Source organism: Nocardiopsis lambiniae, from assembly GCF_031845465.1.
GTDB classification, from domain to species: Bacteria; Actinomycetota; Actinomycetes; order Streptosporangiales; family Streptosporangiaceae; genus Nocardiopsis; species Nocardiopsis lambiniae.
In genome coordinates, this window is sequence record NZ_JAVREP010000004.1 from 313,181 (window position 1) to 328,960 (window position 15,780).

General features: G+C 70.7%; 13 protein-coding genes. 7 read left to right on the forward strand and 6 right to left on the reverse strand.

The window, feature by feature from the left end:
• Positions 1-22 precede the first annotated feature (22 nt).
• The 4 genes from RM479_RS09015 to RM479_RS09030 all read left to right on the forward strand — a co-directional run bounded on the left by RM479_RS09015 (position 23) and on the right by RM479_RS09030 (position 3,380).
• A complete protein-coding gene (locus tag RM479_RS09015) occupies positions 23-1,156 on the forward strand; it encodes a VOC family protein (RefSeq protein WP_311511265.1) in 1,134 nt (377 codons plus the stop codon).
• Complete coding sequence (locus tag RM479_RS09020; protein WP_311511266.1) at positions 1,153-2,103, forward strand: fumarylacetoacetate hydrolase family protein; 951 nt, start codon at positions 1,153-1,155, stop codon at positions 2,101-2,103. Before RM479_RS09015 ends, RM479_RS09020 begins: the two co-directional genes overlap by 4 nt.
• Positions 2,100-2,462 carry a DoxX family protein gene (locus RM479_RS09025; protein WP_311511267.1) on the forward strand — a complete coding sequence of 121 codons (363 nt, stop codon included), beginning with the start codon at positions 2,100-2,102 and terminating at the stop codon, positions 2,460-2,462. The genes RM479_RS09020 and RM479_RS09025 overlap by 4 nt, the downstream gene beginning before the upstream one ends.
• 255 nt (positions 2,463-2,717) lie before the next feature.
• Positions 2,718-3,380, forward strand: coding sequence for a TetR/AcrR family transcriptional regulator (locus RM479_RS09030; protein WP_311511268.1), 663 nt, complete (start codon positions 2,718-2,720; stop codon positions 3,378-3,380).
• Between the two features lie 329 nt (positions 3,381-3,709).
• On the opposite strand, the gene RM479_RS09035 is transcribed toward RM479_RS09030, so the two are convergent.
• The 6 genes from RM479_RS09035 to RM479_RS09060 all read right to left on the reverse strand — a co-directional run bounded on the left by RM479_RS09035 (position 3,710) and on the right by RM479_RS09060 (position 13,260).
• Positions 3,710-4,489, reverse strand: a complete 780-nt coding sequence (locus RM479_RS09035; RefSeq protein ID WP_311511269.1) for an SDR family NAD(P)-dependent oxidoreductase — start codon at positions 4,487-4,489, stop codon at positions 3,710-3,712.
• 71 nt (positions 4,490-4,560) lie between these two features.
• The gene (locus RM479_RS09040) at positions 4,561-5,328 is read right to left on the reverse strand and encodes an SDR family NAD(P)-dependent oxidoreductase (RefSeq protein ID WP_311511270.1); all 768 of its coding nucleotides are present in this window, start codon (positions 5,326-5,328) and stop codon (positions 4,561-4,563) included.
• A 39-nt stretch (positions 5,329-5,367) separates the two neighbouring features.
• Complete coding sequence (locus RM479_RS09045) at positions 5,368-7,125, reverse strand: family 43 glycosylhydrolase (protein WP_311511271.1); 1,758 nt, start codon at positions 7,123-7,125, stop codon at positions 5,368-5,370.
• Positions 7,122-9,380: a beta-glucosidase family protein gene (locus tag RM479_RS09050; protein WP_311511272.1), complete on the reverse strand. Its 2,259-nt coding sequence runs from the start codon at positions 9,378-9,380 to the stop codon at positions 7,122-7,124. The genes RM479_RS09045 and RM479_RS09050 overlap by 4 nt, the downstream gene beginning before the upstream one ends.
• Before the next feature lie 36 nt (positions 9,381-9,416).
• Entirely contained in the window at positions 9,417-10,727 is a 1,311-nt protein-coding gene (locus tag RM479_RS09055; RefSeq protein WP_311511273.1) for an MFS transporter, read from the reverse strand.
• 52 nt (positions 10,728-10,779) lie between these two features.
• Positions 10,780-13,260: a glycoside hydrolase family 2 TIM barrel-domain containing protein gene (locus RM479_RS09060; RefSeq protein ID WP_311511274.1), complete on the reverse strand. Its 2,481-nt coding sequence runs from the start codon at positions 13,258-13,260 to the stop codon at positions 10,780-10,782.
• Between the two features lie 214 nt (positions 13,261-13,474).
• On the opposite strand from RM479_RS09060, the gene RM479_RS09065 reads away from it, so the two are divergent.
• The 3 genes from RM479_RS09065 (at position 13,475) to RM479_RS09075 (ending at position 15,748) form a co-directional block, all read left to right on the forward strand.
• Positions 13,475-14,431: a LacI family DNA-binding transcriptional regulator gene (locus RM479_RS09065; protein ID WP_311511275.1), complete on the forward strand. Its 957-nt coding sequence runs from the start codon at positions 13,475-13,477 to the stop codon at positions 14,429-14,431.
• A gap of 109 nt (positions 14,432-14,540) precedes the next feature.
• Entirely contained in the window at positions 14,541-14,891 is a 351-nt protein-coding gene (locus RM479_RS09070; RefSeq protein WP_311511306.1) for a chorismate mutase, read from the forward strand.
• Positions 14,892-15,172: 281 nt separating this feature from the next.
• A complete protein-coding gene (locus RM479_RS09075) occupies positions 15,173-15,748 on the forward strand; it encodes a snapalysin family zinc-dependent metalloprotease (RefSeq protein ID WP_311511276.1) in 576 nt (191 codons plus the stop codon).
• Positions 15,749-15,780 lie beyond the last annotated feature (32 nt).

The following is a 15,780-nucleotide window of genomic DNA, read 5'->3' on the forward strand; positions in this document are numbered from 1 at the left end:
AGGACAGAGAAGGGAGAGTTCGATGACCCACGACCACGACCCGCACGCGGATCTGCACGGTGAGCGGGGCGCGCTGCCGGGTGAGCACCCGGGCCGGGCGCGCGACCCGATCATCAAGGTGCACGACCTGGCGTGGCTGGAGTTCGAGAAGCCCGATCTCAAGCGGGCCGAGCTGTTCGCCGGCGCCTTCGGCTTCACCACCTCGCTGAGCACCCGCGACGAGCTGCACCTGCGCGGCACGGACGCCGGTCCGCCCTGCGTGATCGTCCGCCGGGGCCCCGGATCGCGGTTTCTCGGGTCGGCCTTCAGAGCCGCCGACGACGGCGACGTCCTTCGGCTCGCGGACGCGACCGGGCGGAAGGTCGAGAGCCTGCCGGAGGCCTTGGGCGGGATCACCGTCGACCTGAAGGATCCGAGCGGGGCGAGGGTGCGGGTCGTGTCCGGCACCCACGAGCTACCCGCCCTGCCGGGACAGGAGCCGCTGACGTTCAACTCCGGACACGGCACCGCCCGGGTGAACGCGGCCCAGCGACCGCGGCGGGAGCCGTCCAAGGTCCAGCGGCTCGGCCACGTCGTGCTCCAGTCGACGAGGTTCCGCGAGACGCTCGACTGGTACCTCCGTCACCTCGGCATGATCGTCAGCGACTTCCAGTACTTCCCTGGGCAGCGCGAGCGTGGGCCGGTCATGGGCTTCGTCCGCTGCGACCGCGGGCCCACACCCGCCGACCACCACACCTTGGCGATGAACCTCGGCCCGTCCAACCGGTACGTGCACTCGGCGTTCCAGGTCTGCGACCTCGACTCGATGGCCGCGGGCGGCGAGTACCTGCTCGACCGGGGGTACCAGCGGTCGTGGGGCATCGGCCGACACATCGAGGGCAGTCAGATCTTCGACTACTGGCGCGACCCGGACGGGTTCCTGGTCGAGCACTTCAGCGACGGCGACCTGTTCGACTGCACGCTCGAACCCGGTTGGAAGCCGTTCTCCGCCTCGACGCTGTTCCAGTGGGGACCGGCGCCGACCATGGACTTCCTCGGCATCAAGCCCGGCCGGGACTCCCTCCGCGAACTGCGCGAGACGATCGGCGCGCTGCGCGACGACAACGAGTTCGACCTGCACCGCCTCCGCGGTTTCCTGAAGGTGGCCACGTCATGAGCACCACAGTCCTGCGCACCGCCGACGCCTGGTGGGTCCGCACTCCCACCGGTGCCGTCAGGGTGCGGACCGAAGCCACGACCACGGCGCAGCTCCTGGCCGACCGCGGGGCCGTCGCCGAGGCCGAGGCGGGCACCGACGGCGTCGACCCCGGGGACCTCGCCCTGGTCTCACCGGTCACGGCGCCCTGCCGCGTCGTCGCCCAGATGACGAACTTCGTCTCCCACGTCAAGGACACCGGCGGCAGGCCCGAGTCCGTGCCGTTGACGTTCTTCCGCAAGGCGTCGGGGTCGATCAGCGGCCCCTTCGACGACGTCGTGCGGCCCGAGCACGTGCGATTGCTCGACTACGAGGTCGAGATCGGGCTCGTCGTGGGCTCCGAGATCCCCGTGGGCTCGCGGATCGGAGAGGACGACCTCGCCGACCACGTCGCCGGACTCGTGGTGACCAACGACGTGTCGGCACGTGACGTCCAGTTGCCGCGGACGCAGTACTACGAAGGCAAGTCCTACCCCTCCTTCACGCCGACCGGCCCCGCGCTGGTCCTCCTCGACGCCGGCGAGTTCAGACGTTTCGCCGACCTGCGGCTGCGGCTGTGGGTCAACGGCGGGCTCCGGCAGGACATGACGGCCGCCGACATGATCTACCGGCCCGTCGAGGCGCTGCGCGGCCTGGCCCGCTTCCAGCGGCTCGAACCCGGTGACCTCGTACTCACCGGGACTCCGGTCGGCACGGCCGTCAGCGCGCCCGCGAAGCCGATCCGGCTCATCGCCGGGCTGCTGCCGGAGGACCTGAAGTGGTCCCTGTTCTTCCGCGGCCAGTCCCGGAACCCGAAGTACCTCAAAGCCGGCGACGTCATCGAGGCCACCGTGGCCACGGACGACGGCGCCATCGACCTCGGCCGGCAGCGCACGGTCGTCAGAGACCCAAAGGTGGAGCGTCCGTGAACGTCGTCTTCGTGATCCTCACCGTTCTGCTCGCGGTGTTCTTCCTCGCCCTGGGCACGGCCAAGATCCTGGCCCGGCCGCAGATGCGCCTACTCGCCGAGAAGAGCGGGTTCTCCGTCGGGGCCTACCGGGGCATCGGCGTCCTGGAGGCCGCCGGCGGGGTCGGGCTGCTGCTGGGTCTGGCCGTTCCTCCGCTCGGCGGCCTCGCCGGCACGGGACTGCTGCTCCTCCTGGCCGGCGCCCTCATCACCCACCTGCGCCGGGGTGACGGGCCGCGCGAACTCGCCCCCGCGGCGATCGCGGGGCTGCTCGTCGCCGTCCACCTCGCCCTCGGCCTGGCCCCCGGGCTCGTCTCCTGACCGGAGGGGGAACGAGGACGCCGGCTCGGCCACCGGGGGTTCGGCTCCCCCGGGGGCGTCTCCGACCGGTCGGTGAAGACGCGACGTCCCGGATCGGGGCGTCGGGGAGAACACCCTCGAAGCGGGCTCCTCCGGGAGCCCGTCTCACCGTCCGATCGTCGAGGTGCGCGACCCGGCGCGGCCGATTGCTGAATTCGTCATGGCTGAGGATGACGTCTAGAGTGAAGGTGACCGACCGAGGAGAGGTGAAGGGGCATGGCGGGACGAACCGGTGACACGCCGAACCGCTTGGACCGGCGCAAGGCGCGTACCCGCGCCTCGCTCGTCAGGGCGGCCCAGGCGTTCATCGCGGCGGGAAGGTCGAACGTCCCGATTCTGGAGATCACCCAGGCCGCCGACGTCGGGATGGGCTCGTTCTACAACCACTTCGACAGCAAGGAGGGGCTCTACGAGGCGGCGGTCGAGGCCGCCCTGGACGCCCACGGCTCCCTCCTCGACGAGCTGACCACGGATCTGGACGACCCCGCGCACGTGTTCGCGCAGAGTTTCCGCCTGACCGGTCGCCTGCACCGCCGGACACCCGAACTCAGCAAGGTCCTTCTGAACAACGGTCTGTCCCTGGTCGGGTCGGACAAGGGCCTCGCCCCCCGGGTCCGCCGCGACATCGACGCCGCGGTCCGGGCAGGCCGGTTCAGCGTGCGCGATCCCGAACTCGCCCTGGTGACCGTGGCCGGTGCGGCACTCTGCCTCGGCCGGTTGCTGCACGACCACCCCGAACGCGACGACGCGGAAGCCGCCGACCACATCACCGAGGACCTGCTCCGCATGCTCGGTCTGTCCGCGGACGAGGCCCGGGAGATCTGCCGACGCCCGTTGCCCGACCTCGACGGCCTCGCGCGCCCGGACTCCGCCGCCTGAGCCCTCGGCGATGACGCCGGAGCGCCTTCGGGCGCGCGCCCGCGGCGGGCCCCTGAGCAGGTGCGCACCGCCGCCCGCGGCCGTCCGCTCCGACCGACCGTCGTCTCCCGCGGCGGGTCCGTGCCGGCGGCCGGGGCCGCGGACCCGCGCGCGGCCCACGCCCCCGACTTCGAGGCGAGCGCCGAGAGCGCGGCGGGGGACGCCCGCCCGGCGTCCGTCGTGTGCCCGCCGAGTCCGCGTCGTCGGGTCCGCACGGTGGCGGCACGGCCGTCACCCCGAACGACGACGGCCGTGCCCGGGTCCTCAGGTGGTGCGCAAAGGACCGCTGGTCAGGCGTTGATCAGGCCGCCCCCGTCGGCGTGGATGTTCTGCCCGGTGATCCAGCGGCTGTCGTCCGACGCGAGGAACACGGCCACCGGCGCGACGTCCTCGTAGGGATCACCGGCGCGCCCGAACGGGTTGTTCACGAAGCTCTTCTCGATGTGTTCGCGCGTCGCGGGCTCCATCCAGTCGATCCCGCCGGAGATGTTGTCGGTCATGCCGTTCGGGCACAGCGTGTTGACGCGGATGTTGTACTTCCCCCACTCTCTGGCCACGACGCGCGACAACCCGCGGACGGCCTCCTTCGACGCCGCGTACGGGGCGTAGAACGCGTCGCCCATCACGGCGGCCTCCGAGGCGAAGTTGATGATGGACGCGCCGGCGCCCGGCCGGTCGCGCAGGAACGGGAAGCACAGCTTCATGAGGTGCCAGTACGCGTACAAGGAACTGCGCATCTCCAGGTCGAGATCCTCGATGGGCTTCTCCAGGAACGGGGCCGGGACGGTGATCGTGTGCGCGTTGTTGACGAGCACGTCGATCGTGCCGAACCGGTCGGCGGTCGCGGCCACGAACGCGGACAGCGCGTCGTAGTCCATGATGTCGACCGTCATGGCCAGTACCTCGGCGCCGTGCTCTTCGCAGATCTTCGCGGTTTCCGCGAGCTTGCTCTCGGTCCTGGCGCAGATCGCGAGGTTGGCGCCCTCGGCCGCCATCCTGATCGCCTGCTGTTTGCCCAGGCCCGAGGAGGCGCCGGTGAGCAGTACGACTTTTCCGTCCAGCTTTCCCATGGTCTTCTTCCTGTTGTTCGGAGAGGGTGATGTCGGCCGCCCCTCGGTTCCGGACGGCCGTCGGGAGCGGTTCAGGCGCGCATCGTGGTGCCGCCGTCGACGCAGAGGATCTGCCCGGTCGTCCACGCGGCGAGGTCGGAGAGCAGGAAGGCCACGGTGGCGCCGATGTCCTCCGGTCTGCCGTGGCGCGACGCCGGCGTGGCCGCGAGGATCGAGTCGCGGAACCCCTCGGGCAGGTTGAGCTCGGTCTGCCGGGTCATGACCAGGCCGGGGGCGACGCCGTTGCACCGGACGCCCTCCTTGCCGTGACGGCGGGCGACGTGGCGGGTGAGCGCCCCGATCGCGGCCTTGGTCGCCGAGTAGGCGACCTTGTCGGGCATGCCGGCGTAGACCGCGCCGGACAGGGTGTTGACCACGGATCCGCCGCCGCCGGCGATCAGGTGGGGCAGCGCGTGCTTGAGCGTGAGCAGGTAGCCGGTGAGGTTGACGTCCAGGGAGCGCTGCCACGCGGCCAGGTCGATGCCGACGGCGTCGGTGTCCCGAGCGACCGAGTCGGGGTGGATGTCGGCGGCGACGTTGAACAGGCCGTCGATGCGGCCGTACGTGCTGATCGCCAGGTCGATCTGCCGCTTGACCTGGTTCTCGTCGGCGATGTCGGTCACCGTGGCGATGCCGTCACCGCCGGCGTCCCTGGCGGCCTGGACGGTGGCTTCGGCCGACGTGTCGACGACGTCGCCGACGACGATCCGAGCACCGCCGGCACCGAGGAACGACGCGGTGGCGGCGGCGATCCCGCCGGCGCCGGCGAAGACGATGACCTTGTCACGCAGGCCTTCCATACGTGGTCTTCCTTTCGTTGCGGGTGGGTCGGCGCGGGGTCAGGTGATCTTCACGACGGGTCCCGCGGTGATGCCGTTCTCGTTGAACGAGTCGACGGCGACCCAGTAGTCGGACCCCGCGTTCAGGGTCCGGAGGTCGAGGTCGTTCTGCTCGTAGAGCAGCCAGCTGTGGTAGAGCTTGTCCGGCGCGATCCCGTAGCGGACGTTGTAGCCGTGGGCCGTCTCGCAGGGGTCCCACTCGATCCGTGCCGTGCGCCCGTCGACGCGCTCGGCCCGCGCGTCGGCGGCGGCGGGTGGCGCTCCGTCACCCGTGCCGAAGACCCGGAGCCCGCTGACCGAGAAGGGTCCGTCGAAGGGCGTTCGGCCCGCCGTCACCCGGACGAACCGGGCGCGCCGCGCGGGTTCGAGCACCACGAGCGCGTGCGGGGCGTCTTCGCCCGAACCCCGGTTGTCCGAGACCGTGTGCCACCGCTCGCCGTCCGAGGAGACCTCGATGAGCACCTCGGTCGGTTGGGGGTCGGGGTGGATCGCCCGCCAGGCACCGGCGGCCTCCGCGCCGTCGGTCCTCTCCGGCGCGTGCGCGGCCAGGTCGTGGTCGGCGAGGTTGAGCTGGATCGCCGTGACGGTGCGCTCCTCGCCGAGGTCGGTCCGGAGCCATGCACCCGGCTGCGTCGTGCCGGCGGCCCACCAGGTGCGGATGTCCTCGTTGACCGCGAGTTCGGGCCCGTGTCCCTCGGCGGAGGAGGAGGCGGTCGTCTCGGCGCGGAAGGACTGCAGCATCCATCCGGCGAAGGTCCCGGTCCATGGATCGACCCGCCGGTCCGGCACGATCGTCGGGTAGTCCCCGAAGTTCTGGTTGCAGAAGAGGACTCCGTCGGCGTCGAACCCGGCGGGGAACAGCCCGACGCGCCGTTCGAACTCGTGGTGGACCGAGACGCGCATGGTCGAGGCGTGCCACCAGTTGCCGTGCTCGTCCTGGAAGGTGCTGCCGTGGCCGGCGCCGGTGACGAAACCGCCGGGCTTCGAGGAGAACGGGCTGTTCGGCCCGTACTCGAACGGCCCGAGCGGCGACGGAGCGGTGTAGTAGCCGTCCGCGTAGGTGTTCCACTCCGTGCCCGGTGCGGCGTACTGCAGGTAGTAGGTCTCACCGTGCCGGGTCATCCAGGCGCCTTCGACGAAGGGGGCGTCGCCGAGGTAGTCGGCGATCATCTTCGCCAGTTCCGTGGTGGGTTCGGTCTTGACGTGGTTCTCGCCGATCTGTTCCCAGCCGTGGTGTTCGGGGTCGCCGCCGAAGAGGGGGACCGGTTCGCCGATCCGGTCCATGGTGTCCGGGTCGACCCGGACACCGGTGATGGGTTCCTTGTTCGAGCAGCCCCAGTAGAAGTAGACGGCGCCGTCGTCGTCCTGGAACAGGTGCGGGTCCCAGAAGGGGAAGCCCGGGTTCACCAGGGTGAAATCGTCGGCCAGGGGATCCTCGCTGCGGAAGAACGGGCTGTCGGTCCGCCGGGACGCCGAGACGTAGAGCGCGCCGTTGATCTCACGGACGTCGGGGGCGTAGTCGAGCGCCGGCAGCCTCTCGCTGCCCCGGTACTCCCAGGTGAGCAGATCCGTCGAGTGCCAGAAGCCGGCGGCCATCGACACGAAGAGGTAGAACCGGCCCCGGTAGCGGATCACCGACGGATCCGCTCCCTCGCGGTGCACGGTGCGGCCCCCGGACCTGGGGCGCAGGTCCTGGTAGCGGTAGGAGAGGTTCATCGGGTTGCAGATGAACGCCGCCTCGCGGGATTCGGACGTCATGAGTGCGTGCCTTCCTGTTCGTCGGTGGAAGTGGGAGAAGCGCCCAGGAGCGACAGGAGCCAGTCGCCGTCGATGGCGCCGCCGGTCAGGTTGAGGATCTGGTTCATCGGCATCGACGCCACCGTGCGCATCTCGTCGCCGTCGTCGTCGAGGTCGGATCCGCTCCGCGCCATGAGCGAGCCGATCCGGGCCCGGAGCGGGGGACCCGCCGCGGGATGCGCGAGCCACTCGCCGACGTTCGCCTGGAGAGACAGTGGCGGTTCGACACCGTCACCTTCGAGGTGGACGGCCTGTTCGTGGAGCACGGTGGCGGCGTTCTCGCCGACCTGGACGACGTAGGTCCCCTCCGGAACGACCCATCGGGCGAGGGGGACGTCCCAGTACGCGAACGCCCGCCGGTCCAGTTCGAGCCGGACCCGGGTCGCCCGCCCCGGTTCGACGCGCACCTTGGTGAAGGCCGCGAGCGCGCGCTCCGGACGCCGGACGGGGCCGGCCTGCGTGGAGACGTACACCTGCACCACGTACTTACCGGAGCGGACCCCGGTGTTCGTCACCGTGACCTCCACCGAGGCCCCGGCCGGGCCGTCGACCCGGACCCGCATGTCGGACACCTCGTATTCGGTGTAGCCGAGGCCGTGGCCGAAGGGGTAGCGGACGGGGGCGTCGATCGTCCCGTAGTGCCGGTACCCGACCATGACGCCTTCGGAGTAGCGGACGTGGCCCTGCTCTCCGGGGAACGACAGATAGGTCGGGGTGTCCTGTAGGCGGTGGGGGATGGTCTCCGCGAGCCTCCCCGAGGGGTCGGCCTCGCCGAAGAGGAGGTCGGCGATCGCCGCACCGCCGCCCTGGCCGAGGAGGAAGCCCTCCAGGATCGCGTCGACGTCGTCGTGCCATTCCTCCAGCGAGACCACGCCGCCGTTGGCCAGCACCACCACGGTCCGAGCGGCGACCGCCGCGACCTCCTTGATCAACCGCACCTGCGACGGCGGCAGTTCGATGCGTTCCCGGTCGAAGCCCTCGGATTCCTCGGCCTCGGGGTTGCCCGCGAAGACGACGACCACTTCGGCCTCGCCGGCGGCGCGCACCGCCGCTTCGCGCAGCGCCGCGCCGTCCTCGTCCCGGGTGTCGAACCCCCGCGCGTAGGTGACGCGGGTCCCCCGCGTGGCGGCGTGCGCTTCGATGAACTCCAGCGGGACGTCCACGCGCGTCGCGTTCACGTGGGAACTGCCGCCGCCCTGGTAGCGCGGTGCGGTCGCGAACTCCCCGACCACCAGCACGGACGCCGGCCGGTCGAGCGGTAGCACGCCACGCGCGTTCTTGAGCAGGACCGCGCATTCGGCCGCGAGTTCGCGGGCCAGCGCGTGGTGCGCGTCCAGGTCCGGGGCGGCGGCCTCGTGCGGGGCCGCGTCGACGAGGGCGAGCACCCGCTCCACCGCCCGGTCCACCGCCGACTCCTCGACACGACCGGACGTCACGGCGTCGACGAGGGCCTGCGTCGCGTACTCTCCCGGGCCGGGCATCGACAGGTCCAGTCCGGCGCTGAGGGCGGTGGGGCGGGCGCGCACGGCGCCCCAGTCGGAGATCACCGCGCCCGTGTACCCCCATTCGCCGCGCAGCACATCCGTGAGCAGCCGGCGGTTCTCCGACGCGGGGACCCCGTTGACCCGGTTGTAGGAGCACATGACCGTGGCCGGTCCGGCCTCGGTGACGACGCGTTCGAAGGCCGACAGGTGGATCTCGCGCAGCGTGCGTTCGTCGACGTCCGCGCTGATCACCATGCGGTCGGTCTCCTGGTCGTTGGCCGCGAAGTGCTTCACCGAGGCCCCGACCCCGCCGGCCTGCAACGCCTTCACGTACGCCGTCGCCAGCCTCCCGGACAGCAGGGGGTCCTCCGAGTAGTACTCGAAGTTGCGTCCGCCCAGAGGTGAGCGCTTGATGTTCACACCCGGGCCGAGCAGGATGTCGACCCCCAGGGCCCGGGCCTCCTTCGCGAGGGCCGCACCGATCTTCGCGGCCACCTCCTCGTCCCAGCTCGAACCGACCGCGACCGCGGGCGGGAAGCACGTCGCCGGTTCGCTGTGCTCCAGGCCGAGGTGATCGGTGCCGTGCTTCTGGCGTCGGACCCCGTGCGGTCCGTCGGAGAGCACGATCGCGTCGATGCCCGCCTCGGGGACGGCCGTGGTGGACCAGAAACCTCCGCCGGTCAGCAGCGATGCCTTTTGCCGGAGGGACAGGGTGTTCGGGTCGGCTTTCACGATGGGTTTCCTTCTGTACCGGACGGTGTGCGCGGGTCAGCGGACGGATCTGACCCGCAGGACGACGAGGCCGCCCAGCAGGGCGAAGCAGGCGGCGACGATGTAGAGCAGCATGTAGTTCTTGTCGCCTCCCTCGATGACGCCGACGGTGAGGAAGGCGGGCGCCACGACGGGGGCGAGCGACTGCGCGATGGAGTTCGCGAGTCCGGTGATGCCGACGAACCGGCCGGCGTCGGTGTCCTTCTCCGGCATCACGTCCAGCATCAGCGCGTGGTCGACGGCCGAGAAGATCCCGAGGCCGAAGTTGGTGATGACCAACCCGGCGAGCAGGACCGGGAGACCCGTGGAGAAGGCCATGGTCAGGGCCCCGATCGCGAATATCACCCCGGAACCGAGGACGAACGGCTTGCGCCGGAGCAGTTTGTCGGAGAGGAACCCGCTACCGAGGGCGCCGAGCATGACCGCGATGACGCCCAGGAGGCCGGCGAGCGCGATGGTCGCCCCGATCTCGGTCACGTCCATGCGCAGGCGCTGCGCGAGCAGGAAGGCGGTGAAGGTGGAGCTGAGGGTCAGGCCGAAGTAGAACAGGAAGCGGGCGAGCCAGTTCCAGGAGAAGTCGGGATACCGACGGGGGTCGAACGCGAACTTCGACAGCAGGAGCCTGAGGTCCAACGCCTGCTCGAACGTGCGCCCCCTGCTGTCCTCCTCCGGCACGATGACGCAGAACAGCAGCACCAGGATCACGCCGATGACCGCCGGGACCATGAACAGGAGGACGGAGTTCGTGGCGAGGGCGCCGCCCAGAATCGAGCCGCAGACCGGGGCCGCCATGGTGACGAAGCCGACGAGGCCGCTGACCCTGCCGCGCTGCGCTTCCGGCAGCCGGTCGGCCTGCGAGTTCGTGATGTTGCCGATGACCGTGTTCCAGCCCAGCGTCGCGATGATCCAGCCCACTCCGACGACGAGGACGTCGGGCGCGACGGCGATGACGAACAGCCCCGCCGAGCCGAGGACGGAGCCGGCGATGAGCCAGGGGCGTCGTCGACCGAGACGGGTGCGGGTGCGGTCGCTGAGGATTCCGACGACCGGGCTCGAAACGAGGGAGATCGCGGCCGCCGTCCCGATCACGTACCCGAGGTACTCCTCGTTGGCCGGTGCGAGTTCCTTGACGCGGATGGCCAGCGAGATCGCGATGGGCGTGACCAGTGCGACGTAGGTGCCGAACAGCGCGATCAGAAGGAACCAGATGTAGCGGGGACCCACTTCGGGGAGATCGTCGCCGGGTGTGCCGGCGACGAGCGGTTCGGGGTCGGTGTCGGGTATGGGGGGATTTTCAGCCTTGCTCATGAGGACCTCCTTCGTCCCGGGAAAACTGTGGGATCGTTCCGTCCGGCCGGGGTCAGGGAACGAGCGCGTCGTGCTCGACGGCTTCCACGGCGCCCGCACGCAGTGCGAGCCGGGCCGTTCCACAGCCGTCGGCGCGGACGGTGACGGTGATGTCGCCGGCCCCGGTGGGGCGGATCACGGCCAGGGCGCGACCGTCGAAGGTCCGCCGGCTCGGCCCGGAAAAGGTCTCCTCCGTCGCCGGATCGGCGCTGCCGAGCGCCTGGAGGACCGCGGGGCCGTCCACGGTGACGGTCACCGGGCGGTCCCGACCCGGGTGCGCGTTGCCGGCGCCGTCGGTGAGGACGATGTCGACGAACGCGAGGTCGCCGCTGTCCGCGCGCAGATCCGAACGGTCCGCCCGGACGTCGAGCGCGAGGTCCTCCCCCGCGGTGACCAGCCCGAAGCGTCCCTGTTCGCGTCCGCCCGTGTAGGCGACCGCGACCAGTTCTCCCGGCGCGTAGGACAGCTCGAAGTCGGCGCGGAACCCATGGTCGGGTCCGGCGGGCCGACGGCCGACCGTCGTCCCGTCGAGGAGCAGTTCGACCTCGTCGGCGTCGCTGTACACCTCGACGTGGACCGGCTTCCCCTCGAATCCCTCCCACGTCCAGGAGCCGATGGCGTCGCTCCAGGACCACGGGGTGGCCAGGACCGTGCGCCCGTGGTGCCGGGGGCGCCGCACGGCGATGTACGGCGTCGACCGGAGACCGAACACGATCTCCCGGTAGTACGACACGGGGCGACGCCGACCGGTGATGTCGATGTCGCCGCACCACGCCGTGAGCCACGGATAGGGCTGGGCGACCGACGCCGTCCGCTCATCCGAGTCGCCGTAGCCGACGGATCCCAGACCCGCCTCCCCCAGGTAGTCCCAGCCCGTCCAGGTGAAGTCGCCGATCACATGGTCGTTGGCCAGGACGAGCGACCAGTTCTGCGCGGCGCGGACGGGGAAGGTCTCGGTACCGACGATCACCCGGCCGGGGAACAGCTCCCGGTCAAGTTCGTAGCGGCCGTCGCCGTAGTTCAGGCCCGCCACGTCGAGGACCGAGAAGGACTCCTCGGTGCGCCCGGTGACCTCCTCCGAGGCCGAGACCTGGTTCATCATCACCGCGGCCTGGGTCATCATGCCGTTGACCCCGCCCCCGCCGTTCGACGGCTCCGCGGAGGTCGCCTGCCGTGCGCCGGCCAGGACCACGTCGAGCACCGACACGAACCCGTTGACGCCGTTGGTGATGAGGCGGGTGTCGTCGAGGGACCGGACCTTCTCGGCGATCCTGCGACTCCACACACCGCCGAACGGGGTGCCGGTCTCCGGGATCTCGTTCCCGATCGAGTAGAGGATCACGCTCGGGTGGTTGAAGTCCTTCGCCACGAGGGCCTCCACGTCCCGTTCCCACCACTCGGCGAAATCGCCCGCGTAGTCGAAGTCGGTCTTGCCGGAGGTCCAGACGTCGAAGGTCTCGTCCATGACCAGCATGCCGAGCCGGTCGCACGCCCTGAGCAGCGCGGAACCGGCCGGGTTGTGGGAACTCCTGATGGCGTTGAAACCCGCCGCCTTCAGCGACTCGACCCGGCGTTCCTCGGCCCGTTCGATGGCCGCCGCGCCGAGAGGACCGTTGTCGTGGTGCAGGCACGCGCCACGGAGTTTGACCGTGCGGCCGTTGATCCGCAGACCCTTGTGGGGGTCGACCTGCACGCGGCGGACACCGAACTCGACGGCGTGCTCGTCGAGCACGCGGTCCCCGTCCCGGAGCAGGAGCCGGGCCGTGTAGAGGGACGGGGTGTCCACGTCCCACAGCGCCGGATCCGCGACGTACAGCCTGTGCCGGACGATCGCTCGCTCACCGGGCGGCACGGTGACCGGGGAGCGGTCGCGTGCCACCTCCGCCCGACCCTCGTCGTCCACCGCGGAGGCCAGCACGGCGGTCGTGGTCACGGCGCCGGTGTTCACCACTTCGGCCACGATCTCGACGACCGCCCGGTCGGGCTCGATGTCGGGGGTGCTGATCCGTACACCGTCGACGGCGATGTGGACCGGTTCCTTGACGATCAGGCGCACGTCCCGGTGGATGCCCGCGCCCGTGTACCAGCGACCGTCCAGGTGCGCCCGGCACTCGACACGGATCTCGTTGACCCCACCGAAGCGGAGGAAGGGGTCGATCCGCACCGTGAAGCGGGAGTATCCGAAGGCGTGCTGTCCCGCCAGGGCGCCGTTGACGTAGACCATCGCGCCCCGGTAGACCCCGTCGAACTCCAGGAAGAAGCACCGGCCTCGATCGGACTCCTCGACCAGGAGGTCCTTCCGGTATTCGAACGCGCCGCCGGGAAAGTACCCGGCGGCGGCGCCACCGGGCGCGTCCGCCCGCCGCGGTGTGCCGATCAGCGCGTCGTGCGGGAGGGTCACCGTCGTCCAGTCCTCGCGCACGCCGCCGAGCTCCGCGAAGGCGCTGACCTTCCTGCGGTAGGCCCAACCGTCGTTGAAGGCGGTGATCGTCATGGAGGACTCCCGGTGCGTCGGTGTGACGGAGGTAACGCGCGTCAACACCTAATCAGGCGTAAGTGACGCGCGTCAATAGTTGGTTACGTGCAAGTTGACGCGCGTCAATAGTTGATTACATCCAGGGTGACGCGCGTGAACAGATGGTCACGCCGAGTCGACACGGGACGGTCCGCGCTACAGTGGGGCGGCAGACAGGAGGCACGGAGGCTCGATGATCGCAACCAGTCAGGACGTCGCCGACCGGGTCGGCGTCTCACGGTCCACCGTCAGCCAGATCCTGAACGGCCGCGGTGAGCACTTCTCGGCCCGGACCCGGGAGCGGGTGCACCGGGCGGTCGCCGAACTCGGCTACGAACCGTCCGCCGCCGGACGCACCCTGGCCAGGGGATCGAGCGACATCGTCATCGCGCTCATCCCCGACACCACCTTCGGGGGGAACCTCCAGGACATCTACGGCGCCCTCACCGACGAGTTGTCACGGCGCGGGCTCATCCTGGTGCTGCGCCTGGCGACCCACACCTCGACGGCGCTGGACCGCCTCCTCATCGGCATGAAACCCCGGGCGATCCTGTCGCTCACCCCGTTCTCCGACGAGGACAGAAGCCTCCTGGAGCGCCGAGGCGTCAAGGCGATCGATCCGGGAAGGACGTCGCGCCCGGACGCCAACGCCGAGATCGGCACCCTCCAGGCCCGCCACCTGATCGAACGCGGCTACCGACGCCTCGCCTACGCCCACCTGCGCGACGCGCGCGCCGACCCCTTCGGCGGCCCCCGCGAACGCGCGTTCGTCGCCGAATGCCACGCCCACGGCGTCGACGGCCCCCGGACCCTCGCGCTCGGGATCACCGCCGAGGACGCGTCCGCCGCACTGGACGAACTCGGCGAACCGGGCTTCGCCGTCGGCTGCTACAACGACGACGTCGCGACCGCGCTGCTGCACGCGGCGTCCCTGCGGAAATGGCGGGTGCCGCGGGACCTGGCACTGATCGGCATGGACCACACGCCGTTGTCCCGCCTCACCACTCCCCCGCTCACGACGATGGAGTACGACACTTCCGCGGTCACCGAGGAGACCATCCGAACGCTCCTCTTCCACCTGGACGAGACGGAGGCCGGACGGGATCGCACCGAGGTGCGTTTCCGGCTGATCGAGGGCGGGACCGCCTGATCACGCGGCCGGGACGCGACCGCGACCCGGCCGTGAGGTCGCACCCTCCGCGTCCGGCCCCGGGGATCCGCGGACGACGACGTCGAGAAAGCGGCGAACCGGCGTGTCGATGCTCGGAGCCATCCGCGGGGCCGTAGGGGTCTCCGATGACACCCGTCCGGCCATCCGGGACGCGACCGCGCGCCTCGTCCGACGGGTCATGGAGCGCGACCGGCTCGCTCCGGCCGATGTGGAGTGCCTGTGGTTCACCATGACACCGGATCTGACGGCCGACGTACCGCCTCTCGTCCTCCGAGAGGAAGGGATCCTCGACGTACCGGCCCTGTGCGCCGCCGACCCCGTGTGGGAGGGCGCCCCGCAGCGCACCATCCGGGTGATGGCCCTCGCCCGTATCGGCGATGACCTCCCTGTGGACCACGTCCATCCGGAGGGGGCGGGCAGGGACCGTCCGCGCCGGTGAGCACGCCGGTGTGCCCCTTCCCGGAGCCCGATCGAGGGCATCGGTTCGAGAAGTTCCCTCGGAGTGCTCCGTGCCGGGTGTGATGGAGGTGGTGGTGTGTACCGGCTTCGGTGAGGACGGCGTCGGTCATCGCGGCGCGGGGGCGGGTCGGTGTCGGCCGGTGCGCGGCGGCGCAATCGGGCGCTCTGCACACCTTGTGGTGATACATCACTACACATAGCATCATGCCGACCCCACAGGGTCACAAAAAACATCAGCACCCTCACCCCCGGGGAGACCCCATGCTGAGACGCTTCCTCACCCACCTCCTGATCGCGCTGAGCGCGCTGGCACTGACGTTGGCGGGCGCCGCACCGGCCACCGCGGAACCCGCGGAGCGGCCCCAGCCGCTGCGCCAGACCGTTCTGTACTACGACGCCCGTCAGGCCGCGGAGTACACCTCCGCCGTCTCCTCGGCCGTGCGGATATGGAACTCCAGCGTCACCAACGTCCGGCTGGAGCCGGCCCCCGCCGGCCGACGCGCCGAGATCCGCGTCATCGCCGACAACGGCTGGCCGCGCGCCCACCTGGGCCCGGTGCGGCCGGGCGGGCAGGTCACCGTCTGGATGGGCCGCGAGGGCACCGCCGCGGGCTACGACGCGGTGCGCATCGCCGCGCACGAACTCGGTCACAGCCTGGGCCTGCCCGACGTCAAGCCCGGCCCGTGCTCGTCGCTGATGTCGGGCTCCACCGGCGGCGTGAACTGCGTCAACCGCCACCCGAACGCCTCCGAGCGCGCACGGGTCGAGGCCAACTACGGCAGCGGCGTGGCCGGCCGGAGCGCCACCGACGGACGGCTCCTGGTCGACCGCCTCTGAGCGGGCGCACCGGTTCCCGGTCCGACGGCCTT

What these genes read in the sequence shown, in the direction of transcription:
- RM479_RS09060 (WP_311511274.1), bottom strand. Translation starts at nt 13,260, where the DNA reads ATGACGATCACCGCCTTCAACGACGGTTGGGCCTACCGCAGGAAGGTC.
- RM479_RS09065 (WP_311511275.1), top strand. Translation starts at nt 13,475, where the DNA reads ATGATCGCAACCAGTCAGGACGTCGCCGACCGGGTCGGCGTCTCACGG.
- RM479_RS09040 (WP_311511270.1), bottom strand. Translation starts at nt 5,328, where the DNA reads ATGGAAGGCCTGCGTGACAAGGTCATCGTCTTCGCCGGCGCCGGCGGG.
- RM479_RS09020 (WP_311511266.1), top strand. Translation starts at nt 1,153, where the DNA reads ATGAGCACCACAGTCCTGCGCACCGCCGACGCCTGGTGGGTCCGCACT.
- RM479_RS09075 (WP_311511276.1), top strand. Translation starts at nt 15,173, where the DNA reads ATGCTGAGACGCTTCCTCACCCACCTCCTGATCGCGCTGAGCGCGCTG.
- RM479_RS09030 (WP_311511268.1), top strand. Translation starts at nt 2,718, where the DNA reads ATGGCGGGACGAACCGGTGACACGCCGAACCGCTTGGACCGGCGCAAG.
- RM479_RS09015 (WP_311511265.1), top strand. Translation starts at nt 23, where the DNA reads ATGACCCACGACCACGACCCGCACGCGGATCTGCACGGTGAGCGGGGC.
- RM479_RS09035 (WP_311511269.1), bottom strand. Translation starts at nt 4,489, where the DNA reads ATGGGAAAGCTGGACGGAAAAGTCGTACTGCTCACCGGCGCCTCCTCG.
- RM479_RS09045 (WP_311511271.1), bottom strand. Translation starts at nt 7,125, where the DNA reads ATGACGTCCGAATCCCGCGAGGCGGCGTTCATCTGCAACCCGATGAAC.
- RM479_RS09055 (WP_311511273.1), bottom strand. Translation starts at nt 10,727, where the DNA reads ATGAGCAAGGCTGAAAATCCCCCCATACCCGACACCGACCCCGAACCG.
- RM479_RS09070 (WP_311511306.1), top strand. Translation starts at nt 14,541, where the DNA reads ATGCTCGGAGCCATCCGCGGGGCCGTAGGGGTCTCCGATGACACCCGT.